Source organism: Psychrobacter sp. DM8 (assembly GCF_051307025.1).
In the GTDB taxonomy this organism is placed as follows: domain Bacteria; phylum Pseudomonadota; class Gammaproteobacteria; order Pseudomonadales; family Moraxellaceae; genus Psychrobacter.
In genome coordinates, this window is record NZ_CP195538.1 from 1,538,656 (window position 1) to 1,557,466 (window position 18,811).

The 18,811-nt window shown below is 44.5% G+C and carries 14 protein-coding genes; 13 read left to right on the plus strand and 1 reads right to left on the minus strand.

Going from position 1 to position 18,811, the window contains the following annotated elements; all coding sequences use genetic code 11:
- Positions 1-418 precede the first annotated feature (418 nt).
- The 5 genes from ACR64J_RS06540 (at position 419) to ACR64J_RS06560 (ending at position 4,717) form a co-directional block, all read left to right on the plus strand.
- Positions 419-1,042 carry an anthranilate synthase component II gene (locus ACR64J_RS06540; RefSeq protein ID WP_435948935.1) on the plus strand — a complete coding sequence of 208 codons (624 nt, stop codon included), beginning with the start codon at positions 419-421 and terminating at the stop codon, positions 1,040-1,042.
- 67 nt (positions 1,043-1,109) lie between these two features.
- Complete coding sequence (gene trpD, locus ACR64J_RS06545) at positions 1,110-2,261, plus strand: anthranilate phosphoribosyltransferase (RefSeq protein WP_435948936.1); 1,152 nt, start codon at positions 1,110-1,112, stop codon at positions 2,259-2,261.
- Positions 2,262-2,321: 60 nt separating this feature from the next.
- Positions 2,322-3,215: an indole-3-glycerol phosphate synthase TrpC gene (gene trpC, locus ACR64J_RS06550; protein WP_435948937.1), complete on the plus strand. Its 894-nt coding sequence runs from the start codon at positions 2,322-2,324 to the stop codon at positions 3,213-3,215.
- Between the two features lie 51 nt (positions 3,216-3,266).
- Complete coding sequence (locus tag ACR64J_RS06555; RefSeq protein WP_435948938.1) at positions 3,267-3,998, plus strand: Smr/MutS family protein; 732 nt, start codon at positions 3,267-3,269, stop codon at positions 3,996-3,998.
- 86 nt (positions 3,999-4,084) lie between these two features.
- Positions 4,085-4,717: a DNA-3-methyladenine glycosylase family protein gene (locus tag ACR64J_RS06560; protein WP_435948939.1), complete on the plus strand. Its 633-nt coding sequence runs from the start codon at positions 4,085-4,087 to the stop codon at positions 4,715-4,717.
- A 51-nt stretch (positions 4,718-4,768) separates the two neighbouring features.
- Here the strand turns inward: ACR64J_RS06560 and ACR64J_RS06565 are convergent, their stop codons facing one another.
- Complete coding sequence (locus ACR64J_RS06565) at positions 4,769-6,655, minus strand: mechanosensitive ion channel family protein (RefSeq protein ID WP_435951038.1); 1,887 nt, start codon at positions 6,653-6,655, stop codon at positions 4,769-4,771.
- A 464-nt stretch (positions 6,656-7,119) separates the two neighbouring features.
- On the opposite strand from ACR64J_RS06565, the gene ACR64J_RS06570 reads away from it, so the two are divergent.
- From ACR64J_RS06570 to ACR64J_RS06605, 8 genes are all read left to right on the plus strand, one after another.
- Positions 7,120-8,991: a TonB-dependent receptor domain-containing protein gene (locus ACR64J_RS06570; protein WP_435948940.1), complete on the plus strand. Its 1,872-nt coding sequence runs from the start codon at positions 7,120-7,122 to the stop codon at positions 8,989-8,991.
- Positions 8,992-9,281: 290 nt separating this feature from the next.
- On the plus strand, positions 9,282-10,706 hold the full coding sequence (gene ahcY, locus ACR64J_RS06575) for an adenosylhomocysteinase (RefSeq protein ID WP_317198827.1): 1,425 nt from the start codon (positions 9,282-9,284) through the stop codon (positions 10,704-10,706).
- 9 nt (positions 10,707-10,715) lie between these two features.
- Positions 10,716-11,579, plus strand: coding sequence for a methylenetetrahydrofolate reductase (locus ACR64J_RS06580; RefSeq protein ID WP_435951039.1), 864 nt, complete (start codon positions 10,716-10,718; stop codon positions 11,577-11,579).
- A 249-nt stretch (positions 11,580-11,828) separates the two neighbouring features.
- The gene (locus tag ACR64J_RS06585) at positions 11,829-12,710 is read left to right on the plus strand and encodes a 16S rRNA (uracil(1498)-N(3))-methyltransferase (RefSeq protein WP_435948941.1); all 882 of its coding nucleotides are present in this window, start codon (positions 11,829-11,831) and stop codon (positions 12,708-12,710) included.
- 160 nt (positions 12,711-12,870) lie between these two features.
- On the plus strand, positions 12,871-14,583 hold the full coding sequence (locus ACR64J_RS06590; protein WP_317198830.1) for a putative bifunctional diguanylate cyclase/phosphodiesterase: 1,713 nt from the start codon (positions 12,871-12,873) through the stop codon (positions 14,581-14,583).
- Between the two features lie 335 nt (positions 14,584-14,918).
- Positions 14,919-16,712, plus strand: a complete 1,794-nt coding sequence (locus ACR64J_RS06595) for an acyl-CoA dehydrogenase C-terminal domain-containing protein (protein ID WP_435948942.1) — start codon at positions 14,919-14,921, stop codon at positions 16,710-16,712.
- Positions 16,713-16,893: 181 nt separating this feature from the next.
- The gene (locus ACR64J_RS06600) at positions 16,894-17,316 is read left to right on the plus strand and encodes a hypothetical protein (protein WP_435948943.1); all 423 of its coding nucleotides are present in this window, start codon (positions 16,894-16,896) and stop codon (positions 17,314-17,316) included.
- 141 nt (positions 17,317-17,457) lie between these two features.
- Positions 17,458-18,789, plus strand: a complete 1,332-nt coding sequence (locus ACR64J_RS06605) for an extracellular catalytic domain type 1 short-chain-length polyhydroxyalkanoate depolymerase (RefSeq protein WP_435948944.1) — start codon at positions 17,458-17,460, stop codon at positions 18,787-18,789.
- Positions 18,790-18,811: the final 22 nt, after the last annotated feature.

The following is an 18,811-nucleotide window of genomic DNA, read 5'->3' on the forward strand; positions in this document are numbered from 1 at the left end:
CGTAGAGACTTAGCATAGTTTTACGATTGTCGCCTTAGTGCTCCGAGAATCACGTGATAAATAACAGGATCTTATGCACCAAATAAATGCATAACTCGCACCAATTTTGATAGAACAGATAGCTTTGGTGCATTATATGCTGACGCTTGATTCTAACCCAAACCTCAATGACATTAGGATGTATCGATTAGCGATAATAAATTGCTGCTCGTCCTGATGGCTTGATACCTGATAAAATAGTGGTAAGATATCTTGCATTGCATATTCTTTACCTCATACAAGTAAAGTGACAATGTGCTGGTATGTTTAGCTTAAAATAGATTTGAGCGTCCTTAATGTAAGCTCATATGATTCAAGCATTCGTGACTTATATTTTAGTAATAAATGCTTTTGATACATAGACAAAAAAGAGAATACCATGATTTTGATGATCGACAATTACGACAGCTTTACGTACAACATCGTACAATACTTCGGTGAGCTTAAACAGGACATCACGGTATGGCGTAATGATCAGACGAGTATTGAGCAAATCAAGACGCTGACGCCAGATGTCATTGTCATTGGACCGGGCCCTTGTGACCCTGATCGTGCTGGTATCTCCTTAGAAGTCATTGAAACATTCAAAGGGGTCATACCTATATTAGGTATCTGCTTGGGTCATCAGGCGATTGGGCAGGCGTTCGGCGGTGAGGTAGTCAAAGCGGGTGAGGTGATGCACGGGCGTTTGTCTGCGGTTTATCACAATGATAAAGGCGTGTTTGCAGGTTTGCCTAATCCGTCTGAATTTACTCGCTACCACTCATTGGTCGTAGATAAGGCAAGCCTACCTGATTGTCTTGAGGTAACCGCTTGGACGCAGAATACTGACGGTAGCATTGAGGAGATCATGGGTGTACGTCATAAAACTTTTGCCATTGAAGGCGTGCAATTTCACCCCGAGTCTATCTTGAGCCTTGCAGGCTATCAGCTTCTTAATAACTTCTTGATCACGCATAATTTAGAGGTGCTCAGCGTAGATGAATTGCCTGAAGTGAGCTGACCATTATTATTAAATAACTTTATTAATCATACCTTTACCTAAAAATATAATAAATAAGTGATTTTTTATGACCATAGATACCACTCAAAGCACATCAAACGTTAGTGCTTCAAAAGTTAGTACCTCTACGCACAAAGACATCGCACAGCTCTCTGATGATCAAATACATAAGCTATTGACAAGTGCTTTAGATCGAATCTTGCAACGTATCGATTTGACCTTTGATGAGATGCGTGAGGTTATGCTGATCATTATGCAAGGCAAATGTAGCGACGCTATGATGGGCGCTGTATTGACGGGCCTACGTATGAAGGGCGAGTCTATTGACGAGATTACCGCAGCGGCCAGTGCCATGCGCGCACTCGCTGCTAATATCGAGCCTAAAGGTTGCGACTATTTAGTCGATATCGTCGGTACGGGCGGTGATGGCGCTAATCTATTCAACGTCTCTACTGCCTCAGCATTAGTTGCCGCCGCGGCTGGCGCGCAAGTCGCCAAGCACGGTAATCGCGGCGTCTCAACTAAGTCCGGTAGCTCAGACTTATTGGAACAAGCGGGTATCAGTTTAGCCCTTACTCCCGATCAGGCGCTAGAGTGTATTCAAAATGAGGGTATTGGGTTTTTGTTTGCGCCCAATCACCACAGTGCTATGCGTTATGCCAATCCGATACGCCGTGAGCTCAAAGCCCGCACTATCTTTAACATTTTGGGCCCTTTGACCAATCCAGCTGGCGTGCCTAATTTAGTGATTGGCGTGTTTACCGCGCAGCTGTGTGAACCTATCGCTAAAGTCATGAAAAACCTAGGGGCCAATCATGTGATGGTGGTCGGTGCCAAAGATGGCCTTGATGAAATTAGCCTTGCGACTTCTACTACCATCGCAGAACTCAAAGACGGCGAAATCACTGTCTATGAGCTAATGCCAGAAGATGCGGGGGTTGAGTCACAGACGCTCATTGGTCTCGATGTAGAGTCGCCTAAAGACAGTCTTGAGCTAATACGTGCTGCGCTCTCAGGAGAGGAGACTCATGACCGCGCGGTGCTCAAAGCCCGTGATATGATTGCGCTCAATGCAGGTGCTGCTATTTATACTGCGGGTCTGGCGAGCAACTACCCTAATGGCGTCAACCGTGCTCAGGCCGTTATCCAAAACGGTGATGCTCTTCGTAAGCTTGAATCTCTAGCGGCCTATACACAAAAGCTTGCAGCTGGTGCTTAGGGATATAGAGTAGTAAACTCTAAATTAAATAACGCTTAAACCAAAATACTTGGAAATACCATGACGACAAGTACCGACACGCAAACTCATATACCCTCAGTGCTACAACGTATCATCAAAACCAAATACGATGAAGTTGCTGCTGCCAAAAAAGAGCAGCCCTTAGCCGTATTACAAGAGCAAGCCGCTAATGACAACCATCCGCGTCGCGGTTTTGCCAACGCCTTGCGAGAAGCTGCCATGAAAGACAAGGGTGTAGGGGTCATCGCTGAGATAAAAAAAGCCTCACCGTCCAAAGGCATTATTAATCATAACTTCTCCCCTGCTCTATTTGCCAAGCAATATGAGCAAGCGGGCGCCAGTTGTCTATCGGTACTTACCGATCGTGATTACTTTCAAGGCGATGACACTTTTCTTTTGCAGGCAAGTAATGAGTCTAGCCTACCTATATTGCGCAAAGACTTTATGATAGATGTTTATCAAATTTATCAGTCCTACTTGCTCGGCGCTGATTGTATTTTGCTGATTATGGCTTGTCTAGATGACGCACAAGTGGCAGAGCTACACGCTTTAAGTTTAGAGCTGGGTATGGATGTTTTGATTGAGATACATACACAAAACGAGCTTGAGCGAGCACTAACGCTACCGCGCTCGAACCATAATATCTATGGTATCAACAATCGTGATTTGAACACCTTTGAAGTTGATCTGCAAAACACCCTTAGACTAAAAAACCTCTTGCTAGACGCCTTGTCAGTAGATACATCGGCTGGCGACAATCACACGCAAAAACCACTCATCGTGACCGAAAGCGGTATTCATAGCGTGGATGATATTCGCTTAATGCTCGACAATGATATTGAGCACTTTTTGATCGGTGAGCAGTTTATGAAGACCGACCATCCCGGACAAGCCCTGCAATCGCTACTTGCGAGCATCTCTGCTGGCGCGTAAAGTAAGCGAAATACATCTTTTCATTCACTCATCAACGATACAGTAATTATTATGGCAAATTCCCTATTTTCAAAAGAGATGCAAAACCAGCTTCAAGAGCTCAAAGGTCAATTAAGTAAAGGCCGTGATACTAACGCACCAGAGGGCGAGAATCAAAAGCCTACTGAGCCTGTGTCACTACCCACGCAAAAACAGGTCAAAAAAACCGTCAAGCAGTTAGATAGTGAGCATGTCGATGATGACAAAGTATTGTTTATGCAAGCGATGCATGGCGTTGAGCAACTAGAAGACAAAAACGTGCGCTCCCCTGTCAAAAGCAATAAAGGAGGCAAACCTGATGCAGCCACTCTATCCAAGCGCGCCGCCGCTCAAGGTAACGAGGATGGCGACTTGAGTACGGGTCTGTCCGATATGCAAGCGCTGCTCAATCCTGTGGCGAGCGAGGCCTATCTATCGTACAAGCAGCCTACCCTACAGAACAAAGTATTCACCCAGCTCAAACAGGGTAAGCTGCGCTGGTATGACGCGGTAGACATCCATGGCTGCACGATCGAGGAAGCGCGCGCGGCGATGACCCAGCTGCTCGTTCAAGCGAAAAATAACAATGAGACGTCAGTCAAAATCGTCCACGGCAAAGGACAAGAAGCTATTTTAAAAACCTGCGTCAATGGCTGGTTACGTCAACTGCCAGAAGTGTTAGCATTTTGCTCAGCACCGCCAAAAGATGGTGGCAATGGCGCAGTGCTGGTACTACTCAAAAAGTCTAAAACTGACGGCGAGTAAATCGATAGGTTGTCAAAAAGGGACTGCTCTAAGCGGTCTTTTTTTATATCATGAGGTAAGGATTTAGCGAGGTTAAAGATAAGCTTATGAGTATAGAGACGATTGAGAATTTAGCAACACTACAAGCTCATATCGAGGCTTTAATTAATATTGAACCTAGATTTGCGCCTATGTATAGCGCCGTTGGCGTGCCGAGCTTAAGACGTAATGATGGAGGCTTTGAGCAATTGATGCGCGCGATAGTCGGTCAGCAGCTATCGGTAGCAGCGGCTAGTAGTATCTGGCAGCGACTAGTAGATACTCAATTGACCACACCGCAAGCTATACTAGCAGCAGACGATGAATTACTGCGTGCCCAAGGACTGTCTCGACAAAAAATCCGTTATGTACGCTCTTTAGCTGAGCATGATATAGATTTTAAGACTTTAAAAACCTTGCCCGATGAAGAGGTCATCAAAACCTTGACCACTGTGCTAGGCATTGGTCGCTGGACGGCCCAGATGTATTTACTATTCTCTCTAGGACGCGCTGATGTGTTCGCTGTTGATGACTTGGCGATACGAGTGTCGGCGATGACGCCTCTAGAATTAGTAGAGCGACCAACGCCCAAACAGCTGCAAACACTGACTCAAGAATGGTCACCCTATCGCAGCGCTGCCAGCTTGCTGCTGTGGGCACATTATGGCTGGTTGCGTGATAAAACTGCGGTGCCTGTTTAAGTCGCTCCTAGCTGATAATTAGGTTTGCGCATTACCTTTGTACGAAAACAACTAAGGCTTATGCCAAGGCTGATTCCACATGGACAGTGTCGGTATTTTGTGCGCACGCTTAAATTTGCGTTTGGCTAGTTTAAATGCCGTCAGTTGCTTGTTTCTATGATGACTAGGTTTACTGTTAGATACGGTATTCAAGCTTTTATCCGTATCTGCTGAACTGCTTACACTTAAATCAGTATCTACTGTTTTTTCATCAGGCAATTGGTTTGGTTCTTTACTATTCTTATCAGTATCTATAGCTTCAACAGTCTCGTCATCGTTGTTGCTTTCAAACTGTTGTTCTAGCTCTTCTTGATGCACGATTAACTGCTGAGTTGGTAGCGCGTGCTCGACCTTGTACTTTTTGACCAGATTTAGGATATCAACGAGCAAGATATCTTGCTTACCATAAAACTCGATAACGTCGACAGAGTTGACATAACCACGCAATTGAATGATATAACATTCTTGGCGCAGCTCTAAAATATTAGCTTGGTTCCATTCTTTGTTGGTCAATTCATGCTCATTCAAAAAGCTGTCTAAGTCTTTGACCATTTTGAATACGACATCGATATCGGCGTTGCGCTTAATATATAAATTATGCAAAAAGTGGAACATATCGCGTGAGGTAAAGTTCTCAATTTGCATCGATGAAAAATCGCCATTAGGCACAGTAACTACTGTGCGGTTCAACGTACGCACTCGCGATGAGCGAATGCCGATATCGATGACGGTGCCTTCTTGATCGCCAAATTTGCAATAATCGCCGATACGTACTGGCGAATCCGCCACCACTACCACACTACCAACGAGGTTCTCTATCGTCTTTTGTGCGCCAAGGGCTAGCGCCAAACCACCCACACCTAAAGCGGCGATACCTGTAGTTAGATCAAAACCTAAATTGCCAAATATGACGATGACTGCAAATATCAGCAGCAGCGCTTTGACCACTTTGCGTAGCAGTCCTAAGATGGAGACGCGCTCTGTGTGATTCTTTCTATAGCTTAGATTGACCGCACGGGTAAAGATGGCATCGATAATACGTAATAGCAGCCACGTAACCGCAAGCCAAGAGGCGACCTCAGTGAAACGGTTAATCGGCTCACGAAGGGTCACTGAGACCCCTGCGTAAATCATGACCTCTGACAATATCATCGACATAATGACGATAGATAATGGCAGTATTACTTTGTCAGGCATTGGTAGCGGTATACCGCGCACGCGTGGATAGGCTAGTCTCAACAAATGATAAAGCACCCATACCACGATATAAGTCAGCAAAAAACTACCTATAATCAGTATGATTGCAGCGGCCAAATCTGCAAGCTGATAGCCAAATAATTGCTCATCTTCTAAAGACTCAAAACTATATTGTGATATCAGTGTCGGCTCAGTATCCTCTAACACCTCAGGTATCGAGCTTAGCGTATCTGCGGAGAACTGCCAGTATTGCTTGCCTTTGTCTGATACTACTCGCTCAAGCATCAGCGGTACGCTTTTATCATTAATATTGATCGTACCGACTTTTTCTTGGCTTGGTGGCAGCTGGTCTGTCAGATTGCCCTCGGGGACATTGCTAATCTGCAAGTCTGGTAAAAACCGGCCGCCGCTGTCTAACGCTTGTTTAAACTGGCGTACCATAGTCGTTGGATTATCAGATTTGGACAGATTGAGGTAATTGCTTGCCAGCAAAAAATCGTTTTGACTCAGTGCGCCAATAAACCCTTGTACCGTCAGCCGCGGCGTATCACGGCCAAAAGCATCTGGTATCGGGGCACGCGTCTCCTCTTGAGGCGTATCAACGCTGAGCATGCCACTGTCTGCAGCCCCCGCCGCAGTATGCAACGCCAAAGTGAATAACATCGTTAGCGCTAATGCTATTGCAGCAAAGACTTTGTACATAGATGATAATGAGTGCGCCGCAGATTGAGAATGATGCTCAGTAGACAAAACAAACCTCTTGATACAGTAAATGATCGTAAAACAGATAAAGATGGAGACTAGTAAGTGATAAAGAGTCGATATGATAACAATTATTTATGACGCCAGTGCTTTTGATTGAGTAGTTTTTGGAGAATCATGTTTTTATACCTTACTTTATTCTGTTAGGTATAAACGTGCAAAATTATAAATTGGCTCTGTCTAAAGAACAAAACCCTTTAAGATGAAAGTTACTCATCTGATACTGAGAAGATATTAGGTCGTAGTGGTTTATATCTTGATCGTTATTGTTGATAATGGTTCTGTCTTTACTTATTGGTTATTTTGACCGCCTTGCACCTTTTGATTTTTTGGGATTGATTATGACTGTAGCATCTGTAAGTTACCTTCGACTGAGTATTTTAAGTATATTTGGCGTTTTTGCCATGAATACGACTATAGCAGCTCCCTCTACCGTTGCACCTATCGATGAGAGCGAATTACCGCAAGTGGAGCTTGATGAGATTGTAGTGACCGCTACGCGCACCCCGACTAGGATTAGCAATGTCATCGCTCAGACTCGCGTTGTCGATAGCGAAGAGCTACAGCGTTATCAAGGTCAAACGGCGCTTGATGTGCTAAAGAACCAATCAGGTATTAATATCTCACAAAGCGGCGGAATGGGAACTATCAGTAACTTCTATATGCGCGGCTTTGATAGCAAACAAGTTCTCGTGCTCATCGATGGCATTCGTTATAGCTCAATCTCTGCAGGAACCCCAGCATTGAACCTGCTACCTGCCGACCAAATAGATCGTATCGAGATCTTATACGGGGCGTCAGGCTCTAGCATTTATGGCTCCGATGCTATGGGCGGGGTTATCCAGATCTTTACCAAGGGCAATAATGTAGAGCAATCCAATGTGTCTACTACCGCAGGTTACGGCAGTCACGATCATTATCAAGTTGGCATTACTGGTCAACTCAAAAATGACACCTCATCATTAAGCCTAGGCGTCAGTCGTAACGAGACAGACGGCTTCAATGCGGTTGCTAATAGCGATTCTTTTGATTATAACGCTGATGATGATGGTTTTGAATCAACCAACGCTAGCCTTGCATTACAGCACAAATTTAGCGATCAGCTCAGTGGTGGAATTAGCGGATTATATTCAGACTCTACAACTGAGTTTGACTCGGCTGGAACCTTGGTTCCCAACGCTTACTCGGATCAAAAAAACGGTAGTGCTAAAGCCTATTTGCAATACCAAACCCCATTAACGTTGACCAAATTAAGCTATGGTCAAAGTGTCGATAAATCAACATCTCATGATAATAATTCTATTGACTTTCAAGATGGCAGCCAATTCGATACTACCCAAGAACAAGTGCGTTTAGAGAGCCAAATCAATGCTCAGCCTGGTACGGTTATCGTTGGCGTAGAATGGCTATCACAAGAGCTTGATGCTTCTGCGGTAAAAGTTTTTAATGCTGACTTTACCGATTTTACCGCGACACCCTACTCACCTGATGATAGAGAAGTCAAAAGTGCCTTTGTCGGTTATCAACTAGCAGATACTTATTATGACTTACAAGCCAACTACCGCGTTGATGACAATTCGCAATATGGCAATGAAAGCACTTATAACGTAGGCGCTGCTATACGCCCATTGGACGGTATGCGCATTGGTGCAAGTTACGCTACAGGTTTTCGCGCGCCGACCTTTAATGACTTATACTACCCCGGTTTTAGCAATCCAAACTTAAAGCCTGAAACCAGCAAAAACACTGAAGTGTTCATTGAGTACGATAAAGGCAATCAAATCTCACGTTTGACGGGTTATCACACTGATGTCGAAGATTTGATTGGTGGCAATACCAATACGGGCGAGGCAAAAATCAAAGGGGTGAGCTTTACCTCCGACTGGTACGTCAATTCGTTTTTGTTTGGCTTGGGATACGATTATTTGGATGCAAAAGATGAGACATCAGGCAGTGCCAACAAAGGAAATGATCTTGTCTACCGCCCTCAAAATAGTGGTTTGATTTATATCGGTTATCAGCAGCCTACCTTTGATGTCCGCCTTGAAGCAAAACATACTGATGATAGATTTTCTGACGTGAGCAATCAAACTAAGTTAGACGACTATACTCTAGTTAACTTGAGTGGCACCGTCTATATCAATCCTAATTTACGTGCAAACTTGCGTGTTGAAAACATTACCGATGAAAACTATACGCTCTCTAATCAATTTGGTACAGAATATGCCACTGACGGTGCTAACTACTTTGGTTCGCTAACCTATAACTGGTTCTAAATAATAACTTGTTTTAGAGAAAATTTGCGCTCAGCTACTTATTTAGCATTTTTTAGCTCAAACCAACGCAACTTACAAGTCAAAGGTTTTTCTTAAGTTATATAGGACAATAGGTGACAACAGCGCGCTCATCTATTACAATAACGACCTCCGAGAGGTGTTGCACCGCAGCTCAAATAAGCTGTGTTAGGCTCGGCAACGTAGTACAGACTTTACAACGTCTGTGCTATGTGCAAATAACGGCACCTGCGTTTTTATTCTTTTTATCTATTCACTGATAGGAGCATATTATGGACGCAGTGTCTAACACCCCATCTGCCCATACGATCGACCCCTCTTTTACTGACTACAAAGTCGCTGATATCAGCCTTGCTGATTATGGCCGCCGCGAGATCACTCTAGCTGAAGCTGAGATGCCAGCCCTAATGGGTTTACGTCGTCGCTACCAAGATGATCAACCGCTTAAAGGTGCCAAAATCGCCGGCTGTATTCACATGACCATTCAGACTGCCGTACTTATCGAGACGCTAACCGCGCTCGGCGCTGAGGTACGTTGGACCTCGTGTAACATCTTCTCAACTCAAGATCATGCTGCTGCGGCTATTGCTGCTGCTGGTATTCCTGTATTCGCTTGGAAAGGCGAGACTGACGAAGAGTATGAGTGGTGTTTGCGTCAGCAAGTCCATGTCGGCGGCGAAGAGACAGGTCAGCTGTGGGATGCCAACTTAATCTTAGATGATGGCGGCGATTTAACCGCATTGATTCATAATGATTACCCGCAAATGCTTGACGCTATGCATGGTATCTCTGAGGAGACCACCACAGGTGTGCATCGCTTGATTGAGATGTTGAACGCGGGCACGCTCAAAGTCCCTGCAATCAATGTCAATGACGCGGTGACTAAGTCTAAAAATGATAACAAATACGGCTGCCGTCATAGCTTAAATGACGCCATTAAGCGCGGTACTGATATGTTCCTAGCGGGTCGCCGCGCCCTCGTTATCGGTTATGGTGATGTCGGTAAGGGTTCAGCACAAAGTCTGCGTCAAGAAGGGATGATTGTACGCGTCTCAGAAGTCGATCCTATCTGTGCTATGCAGGCATGCATGGATGGTTATGAAGTACTCTCTCCATATATCGATGGCGACAATACAGGTGGCGCTGATAGCATCAATACCCAGCTATTACAAGATACTGATATGATCGTCACTACGACGGGCAACTATCACGTTTGTGATAAGCATATGTTAGCGGCGCTCAAATCTGGCGCTGTGGTCTGTAATATTGGTCATTTCGATACCGAGATTGATACGCAGTTTATGCGTGACAACTGGCGCTGGAGTGAAGTCAAGCCGCAAGTTCATCAAATCTTCCGCTCTGATGATCCTAACGACTATTTGATTTTGCTTGCTGAGGGTCGCCTAGTCAATCTAGGTAATGCTACCGGTCACCCATCGCGGGTAATGGATGGCTCATTTGCTAACCAAGTACTCGCGCAAATGTATCTGTTCGATGAAAAGTTCGCTGAGCTACCAGTTGATGAGCGCTTTGATAACTTATATGTCAAAGTACTGCCAAAGAAGCTGGACGAAGAAGTCGCCGCTGCTATGGTCGCAGGCTTCAATGGTACGTTGACTAAGCTGACAGATAAGCAAGCTGAGTACCTAGGCGTGCCAGTAGAAGGTCCGTTTAAGCCTGACGCTTACAAATACTAAGAGGAGCTAATAGTGAGTAAGCCTGCTTTTTCCTTTGAGTTCTTCCCTGCCAAAACTGAGCTGGGACATGAAAAGCTACTTAGTACCTATGATGAGCTAAACAAATTGTCACCGAGCTATTTTTCGGTAACATATGGCGCGGGCGGCTCTACCCGTAGTCGCACTTTAGACATCGTACAAGCGCTATGCGCGCGCGGCGATACTGATATTGCTCCGCACATGTCTTGTATTGGCGATGACAAAATTGAGATTGCAGAGTTGCTCGATCACTACAAAAGCTTGGGGATTAATCGCCTAGTTGCGCTTCGTGGCGATCTGCCCTCAGGTCAGGTCGGTATGGGCGAGCTGCCTTTTGCACTGGACTTAGTCAAGTTCATCCGTGAGTACTCAGGTGATCACTTCCGTATTGAGGTGGCCGCTTATCCTGAGATGCACCCGCAAGCACGCAGCTTTGACTTTGATGTTGACAACTTGGTCAAAAAGTACCAAGCAGGTGCCGATGCTTCGATTACGCAATTCTTTTATAACGCCGATAGCTATCTGTATTTGCGTGATACGTTAGAGAAGCGCGGTATTGATACTAATGCTCAGCCCTTGGTCGCCGGTATTATGCCGATTACCAACTCTAGCAATTTGATTCGCTTCGCCGATAGCTGCGGCGCTGATATTCCGCGCTATGTCCGTAAGCAGCTTGCGGACTTTGGTGATGATCGCAAAGCGATTCGTGAGTTTGGCTATGATGTGGTTCATCGTCTTTGTGAGCGTTTGATCTTAGAGGGCGTACCTGCCATGCATTTTTATAGCATGAACAAGGTTGAGCCAAACAAGCGCTTGGTTGAGTCATTGGGCCTTGTGACATCTGCCACTGCCTAATTAAGTATTACTCTTATTTTATTATTGAACTGGTACTCTTATGAGTGCCAGTTTTTTGTTCTTAGACACGTTTATTATTTATTAACATTTAAGTAAAAGACGTTCCACCTAGTAGCTGCAACAAATAGTAGCTGTAACAAATAGTAGCTGCAACAAAATTCGACTGATGGGTTGTCTGCTGGCTTTACTCATTTGAGCTATATTCTGCTACTATCACAATAGTCATTTATGTAATAAGGATAGCCCATAGTGCGACGTTTTTTTTATGCCGTAAATCATGAAGATGATGATAACAAGCTTAGCGATTTATCTATGGGCCAAAGCTTGGTACTTACCGAGAGCATCACTCATCATTGGTGCAAAGTTTTGCGCGCTAGTGTCGGCGAAAAAGGCGTTGTTTTCGATGGTTTCGGCGGTGAGTATCAAGTAGAGCTGTCAGCTATTAGCAAAAAGCAAGCTACAGCAACTTTGTTATCTCATAGGCCAACAGATCGCACTGCTGATATAATTAGCAAAGTTGCACTGGTCATGAGTCGCGGCGATCGTATGGACTATGCGATTCAAAAAGCGACTGAACTTGGCGTCACTGCGGTTCAATTGCTAAGTAGTCATCATGGCGAGGTCACGCTCAAACCTGCACAAGTGGACAAAAAGTTGGCGCATTGGCAACAAATCGCTATCGCAGCTTGCGAACAATGCGGTCTTAATCGCCCTCCTTTGATACTTGCACCTATGACTATTAATGATTGGCTCACCCAATCGCTTGGTACCCACTCACCCCTTGAGACTAGTGTTCGCACAACTGTAAGCCCTACTGTCTCTGCGCTTAGTCAAGATCCATATTATCATATCCTAAATCGTCCAGCTGATATCAGCTTGCAATTAAGCGTGCCAGCTGCAGGTCAGCCTACCACGCCCACGACGCTTTCAAACGTTCTTGTGCAAGAGCGAGCCTATATAGAATTATTAATAGGGCCTGAAGGCGGCCTAAGTCCAAATGAGATATCACAAGCGAGCGATGCAGGTTTCTATTCTTGGCAAATAGGGTGTCGTATACTACGTACTGAAACAGCGCCTGTCGTTGCGTTGGCAACGCTACAAGCAATGAGACAGAGCCTGATTGATCTATAACCTAACTTGCCATTCATTTGATATATAAAAGTAATAATACAATAACTTTATATTCATTTTTTGATATATAATTGATTTATTAAACTTATCATTACTATTATTATTGGTTATACTAACTATAGTTTTATACATTTGTCGTCTTTATTTATTTGGGCACCTCATGGATCCTTTCGTACCACTATCCTCTTCAGACAAACAACAATTGCTCTTGCAGTCTTATGAGCAATTTGACGAAGCAGTATCTATTTTAGATGCAGATCTTCGCTATTTATCCGTCAATTCGGCTTATGAGAAGATGATGGGCTACGCTGAAAAGCTCCTGATTGGTCGTCCTTTAGGTATTTATACGTCAAATTTTTTGAGTGACGAAGAAAGAGAATTACTCAGTAGCATACGTAAACGCCTCAAGAGAAAAGGGTTTTATGAAAATGAATTTTCTATGCCCAACCGTTTTGATGACATAATTGAGTGTCATATCACCTACCGCAGAGTCTGTGTTGGAGAGACGGTCTACTACATAGGAATTATTCGAAATATACTGCCTATAGTCACCCAAAAAAATCACGTTACTCACCTGCTTAATTACAATCAATTGACCAATCTTCCCAATCGCAAAGTGTTTTTGAGTGAAACTAGTGAACTGCTCATAGATAGCTATCAAGAGGTTGTTGTCGTACGTATCAATATTGACCGCTACCGAATGCTGGCTAACACATTAGGCCCTAGCGGTATAGACACGCTAATCAAAGATTTTGTGACTCGAGTTGAGGCGCTTGAGCTGAAAAACCTCTATATTTTTTCACATTTTGGCGGGGATGATTTTGCGCTTTTATTTGAGTATGCTGATGCTCAAATGGTACGTAATGAGCTTGATATCTTGATGCAAATGTGTGAGCGCCCTTTTGTCATCGCTGATGATAACGACAAAAAAGTTTCTATCTATTGTCATATCTCAGTTGGAGTCAGTTATTTTCCAGAGCATGGTCATCAGCTTAATGATCTGCTCATTAAGGCTGAAAAGGCGCTACAGTATACCAAACAAAACGGCGGCGATGATATTAGCTGGTACGACTGCACGATCAATAATGCCACTGCCGATAGCTTACAGCTTGAGTCTGAGCTGCGCTTAGCTATCGAGAATAGCGAGCTTGTGCCTTTTTATCAGCCCAAAGTTGATCTAAACACAGGGTTTATTATCGGTTTTGAGGCACTAGTACGCTGGCAACATCCAGTACGCGGGTTACTCAAACCTTTTGAATTTATGGACGCTATTGTCACCTACAAGCTATCGTTTGAGCTGTTTTGTCAGATGATGACCCAAATTACAAAACAGCTCTCCAAATGGCGAAAACTGGGTTTCTCTCATCACGTTAGTGTCAACGCAGACGTAGCCGAGTTCGCTCATCCTTATTTTTTTTCGACGATAAGTCGGCTTATTACTGATAACGATATCGAGCCTAATCAGCTCCATATCGAGATGACTGAATCGTCCTTGATACAGCGTCACGCTAACGTACAAAGCCAGCTTAAAGCCCTCAAAAACATAGGTGTCTGCTTGGCGCTTGATGACTTTGGTACCGGTTACGCTTCTTTGAGTTACTTACAAGAATATCCTTTTGATTTTCTTAAAATAGACAAGTGCTTCGTTGGCAAGATAGATACGGATACCACGCAGCGCGCAATCGTCAAAGCGATCTTGGACTTGAGCTTGGCACTAGATATGCAAGTTATCGCAGAAGGGGTTGAGACCCAAAGCCAGCGCGATTTATTAGCAAAAATGGGCTGCAAATACGCTCAAGGCTACTGGTTTGGCAAGGCGGTATCAGCGAGTATGGCAACCAAAATACTCACCCATCAACGCCTTGGAAGATAACGTCACAGCTGCAGTACTATGACGTTTATAGTCACAGTCTGGGCTCCTTTTTTCTTTTTATAGCCGCCAGTCACTCTTTAGTTTGGCTTAAATTGTTGATGCAAGATAGGTTGATGACTTATGAGTCTTATGACCAAACTTGTATAATTCTCTCTGAGCGCCTATCTTTTAGATCAAGCCTATCAATACTGTAGTTATATCTAAGCCTAGTCGATATCTTGGATTTAGAATGTCCACTTATGGTTATGGCAGACAAGTATTCATTGTCTATATATACATAGCTACCTAAGTATGCTCTTTTACTGCCCGTCACATCTAAACAAAGGACACAATATATGCAATACAAAGCGCCCCTACGTGATATGAAATTTGTCATGCATGAGCTTTTAGACAGTACCGCTCATTATCAAAAGCTTGGTGAGTACGCCCATATCGAAGCAGATATAGTAGATAGCTATCTAGAAACGGCTGCAAGCTTTGCTGAAAACGAGTTGTCACCTCTTAACCAAAGCGGTGATGCTGAAGGCTGTCATTTTGAAGATGGTCAAGTCACCACGCCAAAAGGTTTTAAAGAAGCTTACAAGCAGTATTGTGAGCTTGGCTTCACCTCTTTGACTGCAGAAGAAGAGTTCGGCGGTCAAAACATGCCTATGTCACTAAATTCAGCGATTTCTGAGTTTATGGGTACGGCTAACTGGTCATTTGGTATGTATCCTGGGTTATCTGAGGGCTGCGTAGCAACGCTTGAGCATCATGGTACCGACGCGCAAAAGAGTAAATATTTGCCAAAATTGGTATCGGGCGAATGGACAGGCGTTATGTGTTTGACTGAGCCTCAGTGCGGCTCAGATCTCAACTTAGTACGCACCAAAGCTGAACCTAACGATGATGGTAGCTACAACATCAAAGGTAGCAAGATTTGGATCTCAGCCGGTGAGCATGATATGTCTGAGAATATCGTCCATATCGTTCTAGCCCGCCTGCCAAACGCTCCAGAGGGTACCAAAGGTTTATCATTGTTTGTGGTGTCCAAATTTATGGTCAATGATGATCAAAGCTTGGGCGAGCGCAACGCGGTCTCTTGTGGTTCAATTGAACACAAGATGGGTATCAAAGCTTCAGCGACTTGCGTGATGAACTATGATGGCGCTACTGGTTGGTTGATTGGTGAAGAAAACCGTGGTCTAAACGCGATGTTTACCTTTATGAACGTTGCCCGTATCGGTACGGCGATCCAAGGCGTCACCGCCGCGCAGTTTGCTTTTCAAGGCGGCTTAGCCTTTGCAACTGATCGCTTGGCGTTTCGCTCATTAAGCGGTGCCAAAGCGCCTGAAAAACCTGCTGACCCTATCATTGTCCATCCAGCGGTTCGTGACATGATTCTGACGACCAAAGCCTTTGCAGAAGGTGGTCGTGCGCTCATCGGTTATATGTCTCAGTTCGCGGACATCGTAGCCAAAGGCGAAGGCGAAGAACAAGACTACGCTAACCAAATGCTGTCATTACTGACTCCTATCGGCAAAGCCTTCTTGACCGAGACAGGTCTAGAGGCGGCAGGCCATGGCGTACAAGTCATGGGCGGTAGTGGATTTTGTACTGAATATGGTCTTGAGCAAAACGTACGTGACTCTACGATCTCTACGATCTATGAAGGGACGACGCAGATTCAGTCGCTTGATTTGATTGGCCGTAAAGTACTTGCTTCAAAGGGTAAGCTGCTAGCAAACTTTATCAAAGTGATTCAAGATTTTTGTGACGCCAACAAAGACAATGCTGATATGACGCAGTTCATCAAGCCACTTGAGCAACACATCGCACAGTGGAGCGAGCTGACGACTGAGATTGGCAAACAAGCAGAACAGAACCCTGAAGCCGTTGGCGCAGCAGCTGTAGATTACATGTACTTTAGCGGTTATGTGACTCAGGCCTATCTATGGGCACGTATGGCGCTTATCGGTCTCAACGAGATCGCAAATGGCAATAGTGAAAAAGCGTTCTATGATGCCAAAGTTAAAACTGCTCAGTTCTACTTCACCAAATTATTACCGCGTACTGCAACTTACGCTCAGCGTATCGCTACCGGTAGCGAGCCATACATGAGCATGGATGTTGAGCAGTTCTCGTTTTAATTAATACAAAGGGATTAACTTAAAATCTTGAATGATAGTCTTATGATCGGCAATCTACAGGGGTAGGTTGCCGATTTTTTATGTCTGTTATTTATTACATAAAACCCTGATATATACTCCATATGGATGGTAGTTGGAGTATAATACTGATATTCAGTAGCATTGAGCTTAGGAGAATCTGATGGCAAGCAAGACCACACCCCCTATCCGCGCCAAAGCAGGCGAGACAGAAAAAGTCACTATCAATTTAGGTTATGTCGATCTGGGACAAGTTGACTTGATGGTACAAGAAGGCTTTTATTCTAATCGTACGGACTTTATTCGTACCGCGATACGTAATCAGCTCAGTACCCATGCAGATGTAGTACGCCAGACAATCGCGCGCAAAACTTTGGAACTAGGCCTACGTCATTACACTCGCGCAGATCTTGAAGTCGTGCAAAAGCGCAATGAGAAACTCGATATTCAAGTACTTGGCCTTGCAACCATCGCCGCTGATGTCTCGCCTGAGCTGGCGGAGGCGACTATCGAGAGTATTACCGTACTTGGCGTACTACAAGCCAGCCCTGAGATCAAAGCAATACTTGCAGGCAAAATGGTCTAAACCCTTGTCTTTAGATACTTGCTCTTTAAACACCTAAGCTTCAAACACTTGTCTTTAAGTACTTGCTCTTCAAATCTCTAGACTGTGAACGCTTGTGCTAAATACTTATATAAACCAATAATCAATAACAGGACATAACTGATGAAGATACCAAAATTTAATACAGCGCCGCCGCACCTCAAAGAGGCTATGGCCCTGATAAAGTCAGGCCGACTAAAAGAAGCGACTGTTGCTATTCAAAATAATTTAAATAGTAATGGCCCTAGCAACTCTGTCAATACTCACACTGATGACAACAGTACAGCTATGAGGGACGTTACACCAAATGAGTCAACACCTAGAATTACTGCTTCAAATCCATCAGTGCCTAAAGACTTAGCCTCTAATACTCACTCAACTCAAAATGAAAATGCTACACCTGAGACAAACGATACGACTAAAGCAAAAGATACCTTGTCTGAAAAACTGCAAAGCCTAACCGATAAAATGAAAGACTTTAAGATAGATTTGCCGTCAGCTTTAAACCTACCTGGTGTGGGCGCAGGCGCGACTACGCATAGTGAGCCGCCTATTGCAGAAAATGCTAAGTTTATCAAAGGCGTGTTTACCTCATCACAGGGTAATCATAACTACCGTCTCTATATTCCCTCAAACTATGATGAAGCGTTGACGCAAGGCTCAAAATTACCGCTGGTCGTCATGCTGCATGGCTGTACGCAGTCACCAGAGGACTTTGCCACAGGTACACGTATGAACGAGTTGGCAGAGACGCATCAAAGCCTAGTTTTGTATCCGTCTCAGCCAGCGAGCGCCAACTTAAATCGCTGCTGGAATTGGTTCAATACTAGCGATCAGCAGCGCGGTCAAGGTGAGCCTGCATGGCTGTCTGCCCTCACTGAATCCATTACTAAAGAGTATGCTGTTGACGCTGGCCGAGTATATGTGGCAGGACTATCCGCCGGCGCTGCTATGGCAGTGATTATGGCACAGACTTATCCTGAGCTATACGCTGCAGTTGGCGTACACTCGGGCCTAGCTTATCAGAGCGCAAGTAATATGCCCTCAGCTATGATGGCAATGCGTAAAGGCGCAGATGCAGCGATAACAGAATCCAATACCAGCACAAATTATGTGCCTATGATCGTATTTCATGGTGATCAAGATCATACGGTAAGCGTGCGCAACGGCGGGCAGATCTTTGAGCAAGCAAAACAGCGCTTGCAAGCACAAAAGAGTAATCTACAAACCCAGCAGCAGCAAAAAAGCTCAGAGCAAGGCACTCGTAGTACGCAAATACAAATATGTGATGATAAAGGACTAAGCTTACTTGAGTATTGGAAAATACATGGCGCGTCTCATAGCTGGGCGGGTGGTAGTCATGCCGGCTCCTATACTGACCCCAATGGTCCTGATGCCTCAAAAGAGATGATGCGGTTTTTCTTAAACCACACAAATAAAAGTTACTTTAAATAAGCGGCTCTCAGATACGTTCTAA

Bases quoted from the DNA above. Each gene is read 5' to 3' on its own strand.
- ACR64J_RS06540 (WP_435948935.1), top strand. From the start codon at position 419: ATGATTTTGATGATCGACAATTACGACAGCTTTACGTACAACATCGTA.
- trpD (WP_435948936.1), top strand. From the start codon at position 1,110: ATGACCATAGATACCACTCAAAGCACATCAAACGTTAGTGCTTCAAAA.
- trpC (WP_435948937.1), top strand. From the start codon at position 2,322: ATGACGACAAGTACCGACACGCAAACTCATATACCCTCAGTGCTACAA.
- ACR64J_RS06555 (WP_435948938.1), top strand. From the start codon at position 3,267: ATGGCAAATTCCCTATTTTCAAAAGAGATGCAAAACCAGCTTCAAGAG.
- ACR64J_RS06560 (WP_435948939.1), top strand. From the start codon at position 4,085: ATGAGTATAGAGACGATTGAGAATTTAGCAACACTACAAGCTCATATC.
- ACR64J_RS06565 (WP_435951038.1), bottom strand. From the start codon at position 6,655: ATGTACAAAGTCTTTGCTGCAATAGCATTAGCGCTAACGATGTTATTC.
- ACR64J_RS06570 (WP_435948940.1), top strand. From the start codon at position 7,120: ATGAATACGACTATAGCAGCTCCCTCTACCGTTGCACCTATCGATGAG.
- ahcY (WP_317198827.1), top strand. From the start codon at position 9,282: ATGGACGCAGTGTCTAACACCCCATCTGCCCATACGATCGACCCCTCT.
- ACR64J_RS06590 (WP_317198830.1), top strand. From the start codon at position 12,871: ATGGATCCTTTCGTACCACTATCCTCTTCAGACAAACAACAATTGCTC.
- ACR64J_RS06595 (WP_435948942.1), top strand. From the start codon at position 14,919: ATGCAATACAAAGCGCCCCTACGTGATATGAAATTTGTCATGCATGAG.
- ACR64J_RS06600 (WP_435948943.1), top strand. From the start codon at position 16,894: ATGGCAAGCAAGACCACACCCCCTATCCGCGCCAAAGCAGGCGAGACA.
- ACR64J_RS06605 (WP_435948944.1), top strand. From the start codon at position 17,458: ATGAAGATACCAAAATTTAATACAGCGCCGCCGCACCTCAAAGAGGCT.